This window comes from Pusillimonas sp. SM2304 (assembly GCF_031628915.1).
Lineage (GTDB): Bacteria > Pseudomonadota > Gammaproteobacteria > Burkholderiales > Burkholderiaceae_B > Pusillimonas_C.
The window spans coordinates 332,717-347,722 of record NZ_JAVLUJ010000001.1 but is presented as its reverse complement, the minus strand read 5'-3'; the positions used below and the strand labels follow the sequence as shown (position 1 = coordinate 347,722).

The 15,006-nt window shown below is 58.3% G+C and carries 15 protein-coding genes; 14 read left to right on the top strand and 1 reads right to left on the bottom strand.

The annotated features are described in order from the left end of the window. Positions 1-13 precede the first annotated feature (13 nt). The 4 genes from RE432_RS01595 (at position 14) to RE432_RS01580 (ending at position 3,597) form a co-directional block, all read left to right on the top strand. A complete protein-coding gene (locus RE432_RS01595; protein WP_310931469.1) occupies positions 14-1,141 on the top strand; it encodes an aminotransferase class V-fold PLP-dependent enzyme in 1,128 nt (375 codons plus the stop codon). 142 nt (positions 1,142-1,283) lie between these two features. Continuing rightward, positions 1,284-1,505 carry a YgdI/YgdR family lipoprotein gene (locus RE432_RS01590; protein ID WP_310931468.1) on the top strand — a complete coding sequence of 74 codons (222 nt, stop codon included), beginning with the start codon at positions 1,284-1,286 and terminating at the stop codon, positions 1,503-1,505. Positions 1,506-1,568: 63 nt separating this feature from the next. Then, complete coding sequence (locus tag RE432_RS01585; protein ID WP_310931467.1) at positions 1,569-2,045, top strand: VOC family protein; 477 nt, start codon at positions 1,569-1,571, stop codon at positions 2,043-2,045. Between the two features lie 70 nt (positions 2,046-2,115). Then, positions 2,116-3,597: an MFS transporter gene (locus tag RE432_RS01580; protein WP_310931466.1), complete on the top strand. Its 1,482-nt coding sequence runs from the start codon at positions 2,116-2,118 to the stop codon at positions 3,595-3,597. A 42-nt stretch (positions 3,598-3,639) separates the two neighbouring features. Here the strand turns inward: RE432_RS01580 and RE432_RS01575 are convergent, their stop codons facing one another. Beyond that, a complete protein-coding gene (locus RE432_RS01575; protein WP_310931465.1) occupies positions 3,640-4,335 on the bottom strand; it encodes a GntR family transcriptional regulator in 696 nt (231 codons plus the stop codon). 222 nt (positions 4,336-4,557) lie between these two features. Here RE432_RS01575 and gabT point away from each other — a divergent pair, with 222 nt between their 5' ends. The 10 genes from gabT to RE432_RS01525 all read left to right on the top strand — a co-directional run bounded on the left by gabT (position 4,558) and on the right by RE432_RS01525 (position 14,865). Further along, positions 4,558-5,910, top strand: a complete 1,353-nt coding sequence (gene gabT, locus RE432_RS01570) for a 4-aminobutyrate--2-oxoglutarate transaminase (protein ID WP_310931464.1) — start codon at positions 4,558-4,560, stop codon at positions 5,908-5,910. After that, a complete protein-coding gene (locus tag RE432_RS01565) occupies positions 5,907-6,881 on the top strand; it encodes a hypothetical protein (RefSeq protein ID WP_310931463.1) in 975 nt (324 codons plus the stop codon). Before gabT ends, RE432_RS01565 begins: the two co-directional genes overlap by 4 nt. Position 6,882: 1 nt before the next feature. After that, the gene (locus tag RE432_RS01560; protein ID WP_310931462.1) at positions 6,883-7,656 is read left to right on the top strand and encodes an enoyl-CoA hydratase-related protein; all 774 of its coding nucleotides are present in this window, start codon (positions 6,883-6,885) and stop codon (positions 7,654-7,656) included. A 17-nt stretch (positions 7,657-7,673) separates the two neighbouring features. Then, the gene (locus RE432_RS01555) at positions 7,674-8,879 is read left to right on the top strand and encodes a CoA transferase (RefSeq protein WP_310931461.1); all 1,206 of its coding nucleotides are present in this window, start codon (positions 7,674-7,676) and stop codon (positions 8,877-8,879) included. A 44-nt stretch (positions 8,880-8,923) separates the two neighbouring features. Further along, the gene (locus RE432_RS01550; protein WP_310931460.1) at positions 8,924-10,156 is read left to right on the top strand and encodes an ABC transporter substrate-binding protein; all 1,233 of its coding nucleotides are present in this window, start codon (positions 8,924-8,926) and stop codon (positions 10,154-10,156) included. Positions 10,157-10,177: 21 nt separating this feature from the next. Next, on the top strand, positions 10,178-11,053 hold the full coding sequence (locus RE432_RS01545) for a branched-chain amino acid ABC transporter permease (protein WP_310931459.1): 876 nt from the start codon (positions 10,178-10,180) through the stop codon (positions 11,051-11,053). Between the two features lie 5 nt (positions 11,054-11,058). Continuing rightward, entirely contained in the window at positions 11,059-11,955 is an 897-nt protein-coding gene (locus RE432_RS01540; RefSeq protein WP_310931458.1) for a branched-chain amino acid ABC transporter permease, read from the top strand. Further along, positions 11,955-12,716, top strand: a complete 762-nt coding sequence (locus tag RE432_RS01535; RefSeq protein WP_310931457.1) for an ABC transporter ATP-binding protein — start codon at positions 11,955-11,957, stop codon at positions 12,714-12,716. Before RE432_RS01540 ends, RE432_RS01535 begins: the two co-directional genes overlap by 1 nt. A 122-nt stretch (positions 12,717-12,838) precedes the next feature. Then, positions 12,839-13,501, top strand: a complete 663-nt coding sequence (locus RE432_RS01530) for an ABC transporter ATP-binding protein (protein WP_409079832.1) — start codon at positions 12,839-12,841, stop codon at positions 13,499-13,501. After that, on the top strand, positions 13,498-14,865 hold the full coding sequence (locus RE432_RS01525) for an amidase (RefSeq protein WP_310931455.1): 1,368 nt from the start codon (positions 13,498-13,500) through the stop codon (positions 14,863-14,865). The genes RE432_RS01530 and RE432_RS01525 overlap by 4 nt, the downstream gene beginning before the upstream one ends. The last annotated feature ends 141 nt before the right edge of the window (positions 14,866-15,006 follow it).

Here is a 15,006-nt window from a genome sequence, read left to right as displayed (position 1 = left end):
ACCGGAGACAACCATGCCCAGCCTTTTGCCCGATGTCGATCCCGATGGATTGTTGGAATATTCAGTGGTCTACACGGACCGCGCCGTCAACCATATGTCGAATGCGTTTCAGGGCGTGATGAAGGACATCTCCCGAACCCTGAAGCAGGTCTATAACGCGCCGACCGCGATTGTCATACCCGGCAGCGGGACCTTCGGCATGGAGGCGGTCGCCCGGCAGTTTGCAACCAACAAGCGCTGCCTGGTCATTCGCAACGGATGGTTCAGTTTTCGCTGGAGCCAGATTTTCGATATGGGCGGCATTCCGTCGGATACGGTCGTGCTCAAGGCGCGTCCCGTTGATGACGGCAAGCAAGCGGCTTTCATGCCGCCGCCTGTGGAAGAAGTCGTGGCGGCCATCAAGACCCACAAGCCCGATCTGGTCTTTGCGCCGCACGTTGAAACCGCATCCGGCATCATGCTGCCGGATGACTATATGCGCAAGGTTGCCGATGCCGTCCATGCGGAAGGCGGGCTCTTCGTGCTGGATTGCATCGCGTCGGGCACGCTGTGGGTCGATATGAAGGCAATCGGTATCGATGTGCTGATCAGTGCGCCGCAAAAGGGCTGGACGGGGTCGGCATGCTGCGGCCTCGTCATGCTTGGCGAACAGGCCCGCCAGCGTATCGGCGACACGGTCAGCACCAGCTTCGCCTGCGACCTGCGCAAATGGATGCAGATCATGGAGGCCTACGAGCAGGGCGGCTTTGCCTATCATGCGACCATGCCCACCGACGCGCTGACCATCCTGCGCGATGTCATGGCCGAAACCGAGGCCTACGGTTTCGACAAAGTCAGGGCGGAACAGCAGGCGCTGGGCGATGCCGTGCGCGCATTGATGCAAGAAAAAGGGTTCAAGAGCGTGGCGGCCGACGGCTATGCCGCGCCGGGCGTCGTCGTCAGCTACACCGACGACGACGGCATACAGTCAACCAGGAAATTCGCCGAAGCGGGTATACAGGCTGCCGCGGGCGTACCGCTGCAATGCGACGAACCGGCCGACTTCAAAACCTTCCGTCTTGGCTTGTTCGGGCTGGACAAGCTGCACAATATCGAACGTACTGTCGGCAATCTGGCAAAAGCCCTGGACGCGATCGTCTAGCGCGCCCGGCCCTGGCCTGCATGCAGGGCTGGCTCCTTGAGGATGGAAATGTAAACCGCTGTGGTCAACGCTGACACAGCCTTACAGTATGTTTCCCGGCATCTTGTTACCGTGAAAGTTCAATCCTCACAGGGAGCGCTTTATGACGTTTAAGAAACTCTTGTTTGTCTTTGCCATTGCAGGTACCGGCGCGGTGGCGGGGTGTTCGACCCCTACGGAGATCACCACGACAGACGGCCAAACCACCATGACTGCGGACAAGCCTGAAATCAACGAGGACAAAGGCTTTGTCACCTACGAAAAAGATGGCAAGGAAGTCCAGACGAACACATCCGAAGTGCGTGAAATCAAAGAAGTGAAGTAACGCATTGGCCGGCGCGCCGCCGACCCAGGGCAGTGCGCCTTAAACCGCAGGCGGAGGCCCATCATGGCACAAGTCAGTCAGCATCTTTGGTTTGCAAAGGATATGAATGCGGCGATCAGCTTCTATGTGTCGCTGATTCCGGGTTCGACGATAGAGTGGGTCAAGCCCCTGCCGGCCGACACCCCAAGCGGTCCGGCCGGCAGCGTGCAACTGGCGTCATTCACGCTGGGCGATCAGCGCTACCAGGCCATCGAGGCGGGTCCGCTGGACAACTTCAATCATAGTTTCTCAATCGTGCTCGAATGCAGTGACCAGTCCGAGCTCGACCGTATTTGGGATGCGCTGAAAGACGGCGGCGAAGTGGAGCAGTGCGGCTGGCTGCGCGACCGCTGGGGCCTGAGCTGGCAAATTGTCCCCAGCAGGCTGGGCGAACTGCTTGACGATCCGGATCAGGAAAAGGTTCGCCGCGTGGTTGAAGCGATGCTGAATATGGTCAAGATCGACGTCAAGGGGCTTGAGGAGGCCGCCGCCCAAGCCTGAAGCCCACGGTAAAAGACGTCCTTCTCTGGAATAAGCTACGATCTCGTCTTGTTTTATTCCAAGAGTTTTCATGCGTGGGTTAAATGCCAACCGCTGGCTGATCCTGGCCATTATTTCAAGTGCACTGTTCCTGATCGTCATCGATATGACGGTGCTGTATACGGCGCTGCCGACCCTGACGCACGATTTGCGTGCGTCAGCCTCCGAAAAACTGTGGATCATCAATGCCTATGGCCTGGTGGTCGCCGGCTTGCTGCTGGGCATGGGCACGCTGGGCGATCGCCTGGGGCACAAGCGCCTGTTTGTGGCAGGCCTTGCCGTTTTCGGCATCGCATCATTATGCGCGGCCTTTTCTCCGACACCTGTTTTCCTGATCGCCGCGCGTGCGCTGCTGGCGGTGGGGGCGGCGATGATGATGCCGGCCACCTTGTCGATTCTCCGCCTCATCTTCACCGACGAAAGCGAACGTGCCATGGCCATCGGGCTATGGGCCGCCGTGGCGTCGGGCGGCGCTGCGTTCGGGCCGGTGCTGGGCGGCGTGTTGCTGGAGCATTTCTGGTGGGGGTCGGTATTCCTGATTAATGTGCCCGTGGTATTGGTGGCTCTGGTGCTGGCCATCTGGCTGATTCCGGGCCGGCCCGGCAACGCACATCAAAAGTGGGATCTGGTCGGGTCGCTGCAAGTGATGGTGGGCCTGATTGGCCTGGCCTACGCCATCAAGGAGCTGGGCAAGCTGGCGCCTTCTTATCAGGCGGCCCTTGTGGCATGCGCGGTGGGCTGCCTGTTTATCGGGATTTTTGTGCGGCGCCAGCGCCGCAGCGCCCAGCCCCTGCTTGACTTCACCATCTTTCTGCACCCCGGCTTTGGGGTGGCGGTGCTGTCGGCCCTGGTTGCGGCGATCGCGCTGATGGGCATGGAGTTGGTGTTTACCCAACGGCTGCAGCTCGTGCTGGACATGTCGCCTTTGGAAGCGGGCCTGTTCATCCTGCCACTGCCCCTGGCTTCTTTTGTGTCGGGACCTGTGGCCGGCCGCTGGCTGCCTCGCGTGGGTAGCCGAAGCATGCTGGCGGGCAGCTTGCTGGTTTCCGGCGCAGGCATGGCTGCGTGCATGGCGTTGTACAACGCATCGGCCCCTTTGCAGATGACGGCTCTGTTCGTGTTGGGAGCCGGCCTGGGCGCAGCCATGACGGCAGCATCCAGCACCATTATGAACAATGCGCCCGCTGAGCGAGCGGGCATGGCGGCGTCCGTGGAAGAGGTGTCGTACGAACTGGGCGGCGCCATAGGGGTCACCTTGATGGGCAGCATCCTGTCGGCGGTCTACAGTGCCGCCATGGCGCTGCCGGCCGGTCTTGCCGCGCCCGCCATGGCGCGGGATAGCCTGGACGAGGCCCTGTTGGCGGCTGAAAACCTGCCAGTGGAGGCTGCCAGCATCTTGATCGCGGCAGCCAAGGCGGCATTCGATCAGGGCTTCGTGATCGTCATGGGAAGCTGCGCCCTGCTGCTGGCCGTCACCGCCGCTGTTGTCTGGTTTCGTTATGGCCGGCGTTGACCGGCAGGCCTTACAGGGTGCTGCGCGGCTGCGTGCGTGACTTTACAGCACGTAGTTCTTGTACTTGCTGATGCTTTCTCGTGCGCTTTGGTTTAACTCGTGCACACAGCGGTCAGCCGCTTCGACATCATTGCCCACCATCGCGTCCAGCAAGTTCCGATACTGCTTGATGCCGATCTCCGCCCGCCCGGGCAACAAGGCCACACGTCGCATGGTGATCCGGATGCGGTCATAAATCCGCTCGATCAGATCATTCAAGACGGGGTTGGCCGCCATGCCGTTCAAGTAGTCGCGGAACGCCATGATCGAGTCTACGTGTTTGGCGATATCCCCGTTTTTCAGGCTATCTTCAAATTCCTTGCCGAGCAGTTCTTGAAGGTGCTTCCAGTCTTCAGGACTTGCATTCTGCATGGCCAGCCTGACTGTCAACGTATCGAGTGCCTCGCGCACCTCGTAAAGCTGGTAGGTCGTTTCCATGTCGACAGGACACACCACGGCGCCTTTGTTCGGCACGCGTTCGACAAGCTGCCTTTCCTCCAGGGCAGCCAATACCTCGCGCACTTTTGCCCTGGGAATGCCATAAGTTTGCACTAAATCGCCTTCGGGTATGCGCGAGCCGGGCAGCAGGGTCTGTGAAGATATTTTGTGCCGGACGTCCCGCACAATCTCTTGAGTGGACATAAACGAAGTCTCGTCGACGTCGGTAGCCTGGGATGTGGTTGTTTTACGTTTAGCCATCGTAGCTCTGGAGGTCTTTAGACGTTTGCTATTGAGGTACTTGCTGTTTTTGCTCGGCAAATCATACCAGCAAGGCGTAATCAAAATTGTACACAATATTTATTTCAATTTAAACTACTTTAAAAAGTTCATTTATGTATTTTATTATTGACACAATAAATAGTACATCCCATAATCTGCTCATCCATCGACAGAACGCCGCACGTATACAAAGGAGATTTCATGGCTGCCGAACCGTTCCCATCCAGGCCTGGTCAACAGTGTCTAGCCTATCTTGAGCAAAGAAATGCGTTTGTCGCCCGCGGCGTGGCCAACGGCCCCCCGGTCTTTGCCGGCCAGGCTTCGGGGTCTCTGGTCACCGACCTGGATGGGCATCAGTACCTGGATTTCGCCGGCGGCATTGGTACGCTGAATGTGGGCCATGCCCATCCCGAGGTCGTCAAGGCGGTGAAAGAGCAGGCCGACGCTTATCTGCATACGTGTTTCAACATTGTGATGTACCCGGGCTACATTGACTTGGCCCGGGAGCTTGTGCGCATTGTTCCTGGTGATTGGGACAAAAAAGCCATGCTCCAGAACAGTGGCGCTGAAGCGGTTGAAAATGCGATCAAAATCGCCCGCAACGCGACAGGGCGTTCGGCGGTCGTCGCTTTTGAAAATGCGTTTCATGGCCGCACGCTGATGGCCTTGACGCTGACTGCAAAGGCGCCCGCGTACAAAACAGGGTTTGGTCCCTTTCCCGGCGACGTCTACCGTGCACCGTTTCCTGTCGCGAACAACAAAGCGGGGCTTACCCCTCGGCAATGCAGCGACGAGGCCTTCGCCCAGTTCAAGCGCCTGATTGAGATGGAGGTGGGGCCCAAGCAGGTGGCCGCTGTCATTATCGAGCCCGTACAGGGGGAAGGCGGATTCCATGTCGCTCCTCCCGAGTTCTTGATGGCGTTACGGGCTTATTGCACCGAACACGGCATTGTGTTGATCGCCGACGAGATTCAATCCGGATTCTGTCGGACGGGCCAGTGGTTTGCCACCCAGCACGCGGGCGTCGCGGCAGACCTGTACACCTTGGCCAAGTCCATGGGCGGTGGAATGCCGATTGCCGCCGTTGTCGGCCGGGCAGACCTGATGGATGCGCCCGCGGTAGGCGGGCTGGGCGGCACCTATGCCGGAAATCCCCTGGCGTGCGCTGCTGCATTGGCCACCATCGGCATCATGGAACGGGACGACTACGCGAGCAAAGCCAGGGTGCTCGGGCAGGTGCTAACCGGGCGCTTCCAACAATGGGTACAAGACTATCCGATCGTCCGCGAGGTGAGGGGAGTTGGCGCAATGATGGCTGTTGAAATCGTGCAGGACAAGCAAAGCTGCGCACCCGGCACTGCGCTGACCGCCGATATTGTCGAACGGGCGTATCAGCAAGGGCTCATCCTTGTAAAGGCCGGGTTCTACGGAAACATTCTGCGCTTCCTGGGGCCGCTGAATATGGAGATATCGCAGTTGAATTCGGGATTGGATATTTTAGAGCGTGCTATTGCAGCCGTTTGCGGCATCAAGCGGGAAGAGGCTACGGTATGAACACATTGCTCAAGCTCGACAACGCAAGAAAGGTCGTGCGCTTGCTTGGAAACGTCCAGCCCGGCATGAATGTCCTCGTCCTTTTTGACTTCTACACAGAACATAACGCGCAGCCGCTGGCCATCGCGGTTCAGGAAGCGGGTGCGAACTTGCATCTGCTCCAGATAGAGGGCAGCCGGCGTCACGGCAAACAGTTTTCCGCCATCGTGGGCGAGGCAATGCGTTCGGCGGATCTCGTTATCGCGCTGACCCAGGCCAACGCTGCTCACACCGAAGCCCGTCAGCAAGCCACTCGGGCGGGTGTGGGCACCATCGTTCTGCCCGAGTCCAGCCTGGATGATTTTTTCCTGGCTGAAGGATGGAATGCCGATTTCATTAAGCTGCGGCCTGAAATCGAGGGCCTGGCCCAAGCTTTGACGGACGCCGCCACAGCGCGCGTGACCAGCGCTGCGGGGACGGACATCAGCATGAGCATCGAAGGGCGCACGGGCCGCGCTTTGCATGGATTCGCGAACACAAAAGACATTTCGGCCGGCTATTGCCTGGAGTCCAGCCTTGCGCCCGTCGAAGGGACCGCGAACGGCATCATCGTCGTCAATGCAAGCATTCCGGGGGTTTGTCTTATCAAAGACGAACCGGTGCGCATTGTATTCGAGCAAGGGATGGCGGTGTCCATCGAGGGTGGGCAGGAAGCGCGCCGTTTCCGCGATCTGCTGGAAAGCTTCAATGATCCATGGGTGTACAACCTGGGAGAGCTGGGCGTCGGCATGAACCCGTGCTGCACCCTGGACGGAACCATGCTGTCCGACGAAAGCGTTTATGGCTCGATTCAACTGGCGCTGGGTACCAGCGCCTACATTGGCGGCACCGTCAAGGCAGCGGCCCATTACGACACCATTGTGACTGAAGCCCAGTTATGGCTCGATGGCAAACTGGTCCTTGACGGCGATGTCGTTCAGGTCGGAGGCTAGCATGACGATACGTGTTGATCGCGATAGTGCCGGCATTGTGACGGTGCTGCTCGACAGGCCTGAAAAGCGTAACGCTTTCACATTGGACATGTATCGGCAGTTTGGTGACGCGTTCAGCGGCCTTGATGCCGACGATTCAGTGCGCTGTATCGTTGTCCGGGGCGCCGGTGGCGCTTTCTGTGCAGGCAGTGACATTGGCCGATTCGAAGATGATCGGAGTGATGGCGAGCAGGCCATGGAATATGCGCAGCTGACCCTCGATTTGACCGACAAGCTGAAATTCTCGCGTCACCCCACAGTGGCATGCATCGAGGGGCCGTGCGTAGGGGGAGGGCTTGAGATTGCTGCGCTATGCGACATCCGCATAGCGGCCAGAAGCGCACGTTTCGGCATACCGGCAAATCGTCTGGGCTTGACACTCGACTACCGTGAGCTGGCCGATCTTGTTGCGTTGATCGGCTCAGCCGCAACGCTGGAAATACTCCTTGAAGGGGCGATCTTCGATGCGCAGCTTGCGTTGCAGAAAGGCTTGATAACGCGTATTGCGGATGACGATGAGGTGGCGACTCACGCCTACGACACGGCAAAACGCATTGCCGCTGCCGCACCGCTTGTCAACCGCTGGCACAAGAAATTTGTCCGGCGCTTGCAAAGCGAAGAGCCCTTGACGCGACAGGAGCAGCATGAGCCGTATGCCTGCTTTGATACACAGGATTATCAGCTTGGCCAGGCCGCTTTCCTTCGCAAAGAGAAGCCGGTTTTTGTAGGACGCTAAGTCAAGGAAACTTAAACATGACATCAAGCAAAAGAACACCGCCGCTGGCTGGCCTCAAGGTCCTGGATCTGTCGCAGATCATGGCGGGGCCTTACTGCACGATGGTGTTGGCTGACCTGGGCGCCGAGGTGATCAAGGTCGAGAAGCCGGACACCGGAGACGATGCAAGGGAAATGGGGCCCTACGTGAACGGGGAGTCCAGCTGTTTCGCGCAAATCAACCGGAACAAGCTCGGTGTGTCGCTTAACTTGAAGAAGCCTGAAGCACGCGAGATTCTTTACCAACTGGCAAGCTGGGCGGATGTCGTCGTCGAGAACTATCGTGTGGGCGTGACGCGCTCCCTGGGTGTCGACTACGACACGTTAAGCAAGCTGAACCCCCGGCTTGTGTACTGCTCGATTTCGGGCTACGGCCAGACAGGCCCCTATGCCGAGAAGGGCGGGTTCGACTTGGTCGCGCAGGGCATGACCGGCATCATGAGCATGACCGGCGAGCCCGGCGGCCGTCCGCTCAAGTCAGGTATTGCCATCTATGACATCGGCGCCGGCTTGACCGCCGTCTATTCGATTCTTGCCGCGTGCATGCATCAGAAAGCGACGGGGGAAGGGCAGCATATCGATATTTCGCTGGCGGAATGCGGGCTTCCCTGGTTTATATGGGAGGCCGCGGCTTATTTTGCCGAAGGTACCGTGCCTTGTGCGACAGGCAGCCGGCATCGGGTTTCTGCCCCGTACCAGGCATTCAGCACCAGAAATGGCTACATCATCATTGGCGCGGCAAACCAGCGCACCTGGGAAAAGCTGTGCGCCAATGTCTTGGGGCGCCCCGGCCTGATTGCCGATCCCAGGTTCCTGACCAACTCCGATCGCTTGGCCAACATACATATTCTGGAACCCTTGCTTGAAAAGGAATTTGCCGAAGCGGATGCGGATGAATGGATTGCCCGATGCGAAGCCGCACAGGTGCCCTGTGGGCCGATCAACGACTTTGGCCAGGCGGTGAACGACCCCCATTATGCGGCGCGCGGCATGATCCAGGAGCTCGTGCATCCCAAACTGGGGAAAATGAAAACCATTGGCATACCTTCGCATTTTTCCCTGACCCCGGGCGCTATACGTGAGCCTGCGCCCACGCTGGGACAGCATACCGATGCCATTTTGCGTCGTTTCGGGCTGTCCGACGATCGTATTACCGAGTTACGTGCGTTGAAAGTAGTTCAATAAGTCAAATTCAACTATCTGTGCTTTACGCAACGAAAGGAGGCAGCATGAGCAACAATATCAATAACAGTCGTAGACGGTTTGTTTCATCCAGCGTAGCGGTGGCGGCGTCCACATTCTTTCCATGGGCGGCGAGCGCCCAGCAAGCCGCTGCTTTCAGATTGGGCGCGCTCAATTCCATTACGGGCGTCGGCGGCCCTTATGGTTCCGCCATGCTGGAATCGATCCGTATCGCGGTCGATGAGATCAACTCGGCCGGAGGCGCTGCGGGAAGGCTGTTCGAGCTCTATGCGGAAGACGATCAGACCAAACCCGATGCGGCCGTGCTGGCGGTCAAGAAGCTGATCGAAATCAACCGGGTCCAGGCTGTGGTCGGAGTGTGGCCTTCATCGGTCGGTTTAGCTGTCATGCCCATCACCAACAACGCCAACTTGATCATGATGAACACCTGCGGCGCGCCAGAGATGCAAACGGAGAACAAGGCGGGGCTGGCGTGGATGTTCCAGGCATCGAACGCCGTGTTCGGAAGGGCTTTTGCTCAAATTGCCCGGCAGCGGGGCTACAAGCGCCCGGCCGTGATGGCATTCAATAACTCCACATTCGTCGGGCTGGCCAATTACTTCAAGCAGACCTGGGAAGAAGACGGGGGCAAGGTGAGCGAGCTGATTATTTATGAGCCCAACCAAGCCACCTATAGGACAGAGCTGAATCGAGTCCTGGCCACCAAGCCCGATATCATCGCGCTTGGCTCTTATCGTCCGGATGCGACCATCATCATGAAAGAATGGTTTCAAACCGGACAAGACTGTAAATTCATCATGCCTGGCTGGACCGCAAACGAAGACCTCGTCAAGGCATTGGGTAAAGAAGCAACGGAAGGCGTCATTTCCGTTTCCAACGTTGCTGCGCATGATCACCCTGCCTACAAAAGCTACGCCGAGCGATTCAAAGCCAAGATGAAACGGGACCCCGACGTGTTCTCCGCGCAGAGCTATGACATGGTCATTACCCTTGGGCTGGCCATTGAAGCGGCCGGCGCAAAAGCATCGACCCTGGACATCAATGCCCAGATCCGCCCCGTCACCGACGACAGCGGCGTCAAAGTTTCTTCTTTTTCCCAAGGCCTGGAAGCGCTCAGGTCAGGCAAGGACATCAATTACGAAGGCGCGTCCTCCAGCCTCAATTTCGGCAAGTATGGCGAAACCGTACCCGACTTCGGCGTTTCCGACATCGAGGACGGAAAGCTCGTCCTTAAAGAGACCATTCCCGGGATGGCGTAAGCGGTAGCGATGGAGTCAAGTATGGAAGTAATCGCATTGATAAACGCCGCCATCAACGGCTTTGTGCTCGGCACGTTGATGGCGCTGCCTGTCCTGGCTATAACGATGATTTTCGGCATAGCGAGATTCCCCAATGTTGCCGCGGGCGACTACATGACGCTGGGAGCTTACAGTGCGGTTGCAGTCCAGACCTTCATGACCAGTTCTCTTGTCATGGGGGTGATCGCTGCCTGCCTGGTCACCGCCCTGGTATCGGTATTCTTCTACTTATGGGTGTTCCGGGCCTTGGCTGCGCGATCGAACATATCGCGGCTTATTGCCTCAATCGGTGTTGCCTTCGTTGTCCGGAACACCATCACCTTCTTTGCGGGGCAAGACCAGCATAGCCTGGATGTTCCTTTGGTCAGGGCATGGAATTTCAACGGCATCCGCATTCTCCCGACAGACGTCTATATCGTGCTGATCGCTGCGGGCGCGCTGGCATTGGTGTTCTACGTCTTGTACGGAACGCCTCTTGGACGCCGCATGAGGGCGGTTGCCGATAACACCGACTTAGCCGCGGTCAGCGGAATCCGATCGCATCGGGTCATGCTTTACCTGTGGATACTGTGCGGTGTTTTCTGCGGACTCGGAGGCGTTTTGCTGGGCATCAAGGCGGTGGTGATGCCAGAGCTGGGCTTCGAGCTGCTGATGCCCATGTTCGCGGCTGTCATTCTGGGCGGTATCGGCAACCCGCTGGGCGCCGTGATAGGCACACTGCTCTTTAGCATATCCCAGGAGGTCGCAAGTCTTTATATCGGCCCCTCGTACAAGATTGTCATGGCATTCCTGGTGCTATTGCTCGTTCTGTTATTCCGTCCCCAAGGCCTGTTCGGTCGGCCGCTTGCAGCAAGGTAAAGACTATGGAAGCTTATCTGATTGCCATATCGATCGGCATACTCATTTATATGATGATGGCCTTAGGCCTTTCGCTGCACTTCGGGTTCACGGGCCTGGTGAATTTTGGGCATGTGGGGTTCTTTGCCATTGGCTCTTACGCATCGGCCCTGCTATCCCTTCAGGGCGTGCCTGTTCTGCTTTCAATGGCGATGGCCGCCATCGTGACCGCCCTGGCCGCGTATCCGCTTGGGATCATCGCATTACGGCTGGGCAGCGACTATCTGGCCATCGTCACGCTGGGCTTCTCCGAGTCCGTGCGCATGATGCTGCAGACGGAAGAGTGGCTGACGCGAGGCATGCACGGCTTGCCCGGCATTCCCCGGCTTTTTGCCGGATGGGTCCCTTCCAATCACATCGATTTCTGGATCATGGTCTCTTTGCTGGGCGCCAACATCCTGATGTTCTGGGTCGTGCATCGCGTGGTGCGCAGCCCGTTCGGCAGAGTGATTGAAGCCATACGGGACAACGAGGTAGCGGTACGGGCGCTGGGCAAGAACCCAGCCCAGTTCAAGACGCGTTCGCTGATGCTGGGCGCAGGGCTGGCCGGCCTGGCAGGCGCCTTCCAGGCGCACTACCTGACATTCCTGAGTCCCGAGCAATTCGTGCCGCTCATCACTTTTTATATTTGGATCGCCATCTTCATCGGCGGCGTCCATCGTCTGGCCGGCGTGGCGCTCGGCACCATCATTCTGGTGGGCTTCCTCGAGGGCTCCCGCTTCGTCAAGGACGTGTTCGGCGGCATCTCCGAGGTGCAGATGGCCAGTGCCCGTATCTGGATCATTGGCATGGCCCTCATCCTTATCGTTCTGTACAGACCGCAAGGCATATTTGGCCCCAAGACAAGCAAGGAGAAAGCATAATGGCGCTTCTCAGCGTAAAGAACGTCAGTGCGAGTTTTGGCGGCTTCCTTGCCCTTGACGACGTCAGCCTGGACCTGCATAAAGGCGAGCTCCTGGGGTTGATAGGAACCAACGGGGCAGGGAAAAGCACGTTGTTCTCTGTGATTACCGGATATATTCCAAAGCGCAATGGCTCCATCACGTTCGCCAACGAACGGATCGACGAACTGCCCGTGCATATTCGCGTACGCCGAGGCCTTGCACGTACCTTTCAGGTTCCCCGGGAGTTCTCCCAGCTCTCGGTGTTCGACAACATGATGGCCGCTGCGCCCGACTTGCACGGCGAGCGTCTGCTGTCCTTGCTGCTCACGCCCCGAAAGGTCGCCCGCGAAGAGAAGCTCGTGGCCGAGCGCGCCAACGAGCTTCTTGACTTTCTTAACTTGCAGCGTGTCTCGAAAGAGCCGGCCGGCAAGCTGTCGGGCGGGCAGAAAAAGTTGCTGGAACTGGGACGCCTGCTGATGCTTGAGCCGAGTTGCATTCTGCTCGACGAGCCTTTTGCGGGCGTTAATCCGGTGCTGATCGAAGAGCTGGCCGAGCGGATAAAGAACCTTAACCAGCAGGGCATGACCGTCCTGATCATCGAACACAATCTTGAAGAGCTTGCCCGCATTGTTCCCCGCATGTATGTCATGGATCAAGGAAGGGTGATCGCGGAAGGCACGCCCGAATCCGTGCTGTCCGAAGAGCGGGTTCGCGAAGCCTATATGGGAGGCGTGGTATGACAGACCGCGATAGCAAGCACACGCGTGAAAATATCGCCCAGCCAAGCCATGATGAGGTCCTGCTTACGGTTTCCGGCTTATCCGGCGGCTACGGCGAGGTCGATATCGTCAGTGATATCGATATGTGCGTTAAAGCCAACGAGATCGTCACCATTGCGGGAACAAATGGCGCCGGTAAATCAACGCTTATAAAAGCCGTCATGGGTCTGTTGCCTAGAGTTCAAGGCGCCATGCAATTCAATGGAACCGATCTGATCGGCCTTCCCGTCGAGGATCGGATTGGCATCGGTATCTCCTATGTCCCGCAGGTGCATAACGTGTTCAGCACGCTTACGGTCCATGAGAACCTGCAGGTGGTCGAACAGGTTGCCAGGCTGAATGCCCGCATCGAGCAAATGTATGAGCTGTTTCCCGCCCTGGCTGGACGGCGCCGCACGTATGCATGCAATCTGTCGGGCGGTGAGCGTCAACAGCTCGCCTTTGCGCGGGCGCTGATGCCTTCCCCCAGGCTCATGCTGCTTGACGAACCCTCTGCCGCCTTGTCGCCTGCGCTGACCAACCAGGTATTTGCCGAAGTTGAGCGCCTGCCGTCCATCGGCGTGGCGGTATTGATGGTAGAACAACGCGCCCGGCATGCCCTGATGTTCAGCGACCGGGGCTATATCCTGGATTCGGGCCGGATCGTGCTGGCGGACACGGGCGAAAACCTGCTGGCAAATAAAGAAATGGCAGACCTTTACATTGGTACCTGCGGTGCCACACATTCAGATGGAGCAAGCGCATGACTCAGGCAGAAGTTTCGCATTCCGGCGTGACGGCCAGGCAGAGGACGACGCGGCCGTCTCCTTCTTCGCTTGCCGCCCTGACGGTCGCCCAGGGCATACAGGCTTTAGAGGCGGGGAAAATAAGCTGCGAGGCCTGGACGCAGGCCTGCCTGGAGCGTATTGCGCAACGAAATGGCGATGTGAAGGCGTGGGTCCATGTCGCTGCCGAGAGTGCGTTGGCGCATGCCCGGAAAGTAGACAAGGCAGGTCGCAGGAGCCTGTTCGATGGCGTGCCGCTCGGCATCAAGGACACCATAGACACCTTTGATATGCCCACCGAGCTTGGCGACCCGGAAATATTTCCTGCGCGCCAGCCCGTCAACGACGCGCCGGTCGTGGCGCGCGCCCGATCCTTGGGCTTTACCCTGCTGGGGAAGAATACCGTTTCTCGCCATGCGATCATGCTGCCCGGCCCCTGCCGTAATCCGCACGACATCACACGCACACCTGCCGCTTCATCGGCCGGGTCCGCGGCGGCGGTCGCCGATTTCATGGTCCCATTGTCTATCGGCACCCAGACTGCGGGTTCAATCCTGCGTCCCGCTTCATTCTGCGGCGTGGTAGGGTTCAAGCCTACTTTGGACTTGATTCCCTATGTCGGCATCCGTACTTATTCCCGTCCGCTCGATGTGGTGGGGCCGCTATGCCGATCTGTCGAGGATGCCCAGCTTTTCATGCACGGGTTTGTGGGCGACCCGCGCTTTTCCAGGCCAGGCAGTGGCGGTGATGCGATGCAGGCAAAGCTCGGCGTGTGGCGCCCGCGGGATTGGCCGATGGCAGAGGCCCGATCCCAAGAGATTTTTGAAGAGAACCTGCGAACGCTGTCGAATGCCGGCGTGTCGCTGACTGAATTGGCGATGCCCCAGGAGTTCGAGTCCATCGGCGATATACAAGACATCATCATGGCGTACGATCTGGCCCGCGAGTACGCCGACATCAAGAAACATCACGCGCAGTTATGCGATCCCGAGTTGATCGCCTATCTTGAGCTTGGCAGCACCTATTCCGCTCAGGATTACGCCGCTGCCCTGGACGCCGCCGATGTCTGCCGCAGGCAGTTCTATGCTGTCGCGGGTAAGGTCGATGCCATCGTGATGCCCGCTACCCTGGGCGAGGCCCCTGACGCGTCGACTACCGGAAGTTCCGTCTTCATACGCGCTTGGTCGCTATTGCATAACCCTTCTATTTCCCTGCCGGTTGCAAGGGGCGAACATGGCTTGCCTATTGCGATCCAGCTCGCAGGTTTCGTCAAGGAAGACCCCGCTTTGCTACGCATCGCGGCGCTGGTCGAGCGCATTCTGGGTAATCGGGCCCAAGATACCTAGTCCGCGACGGGCGCCCAGGGCCGGCGCTGAGTCAGCGGCCGGCAAACAAGCAGATTCTGCTTGCCCCCCCATCCCTTGCTGTATTTGATATTCAAACAATATCAAACTGATGAAAAATAATATTGGACGCAGTTTTTAGCA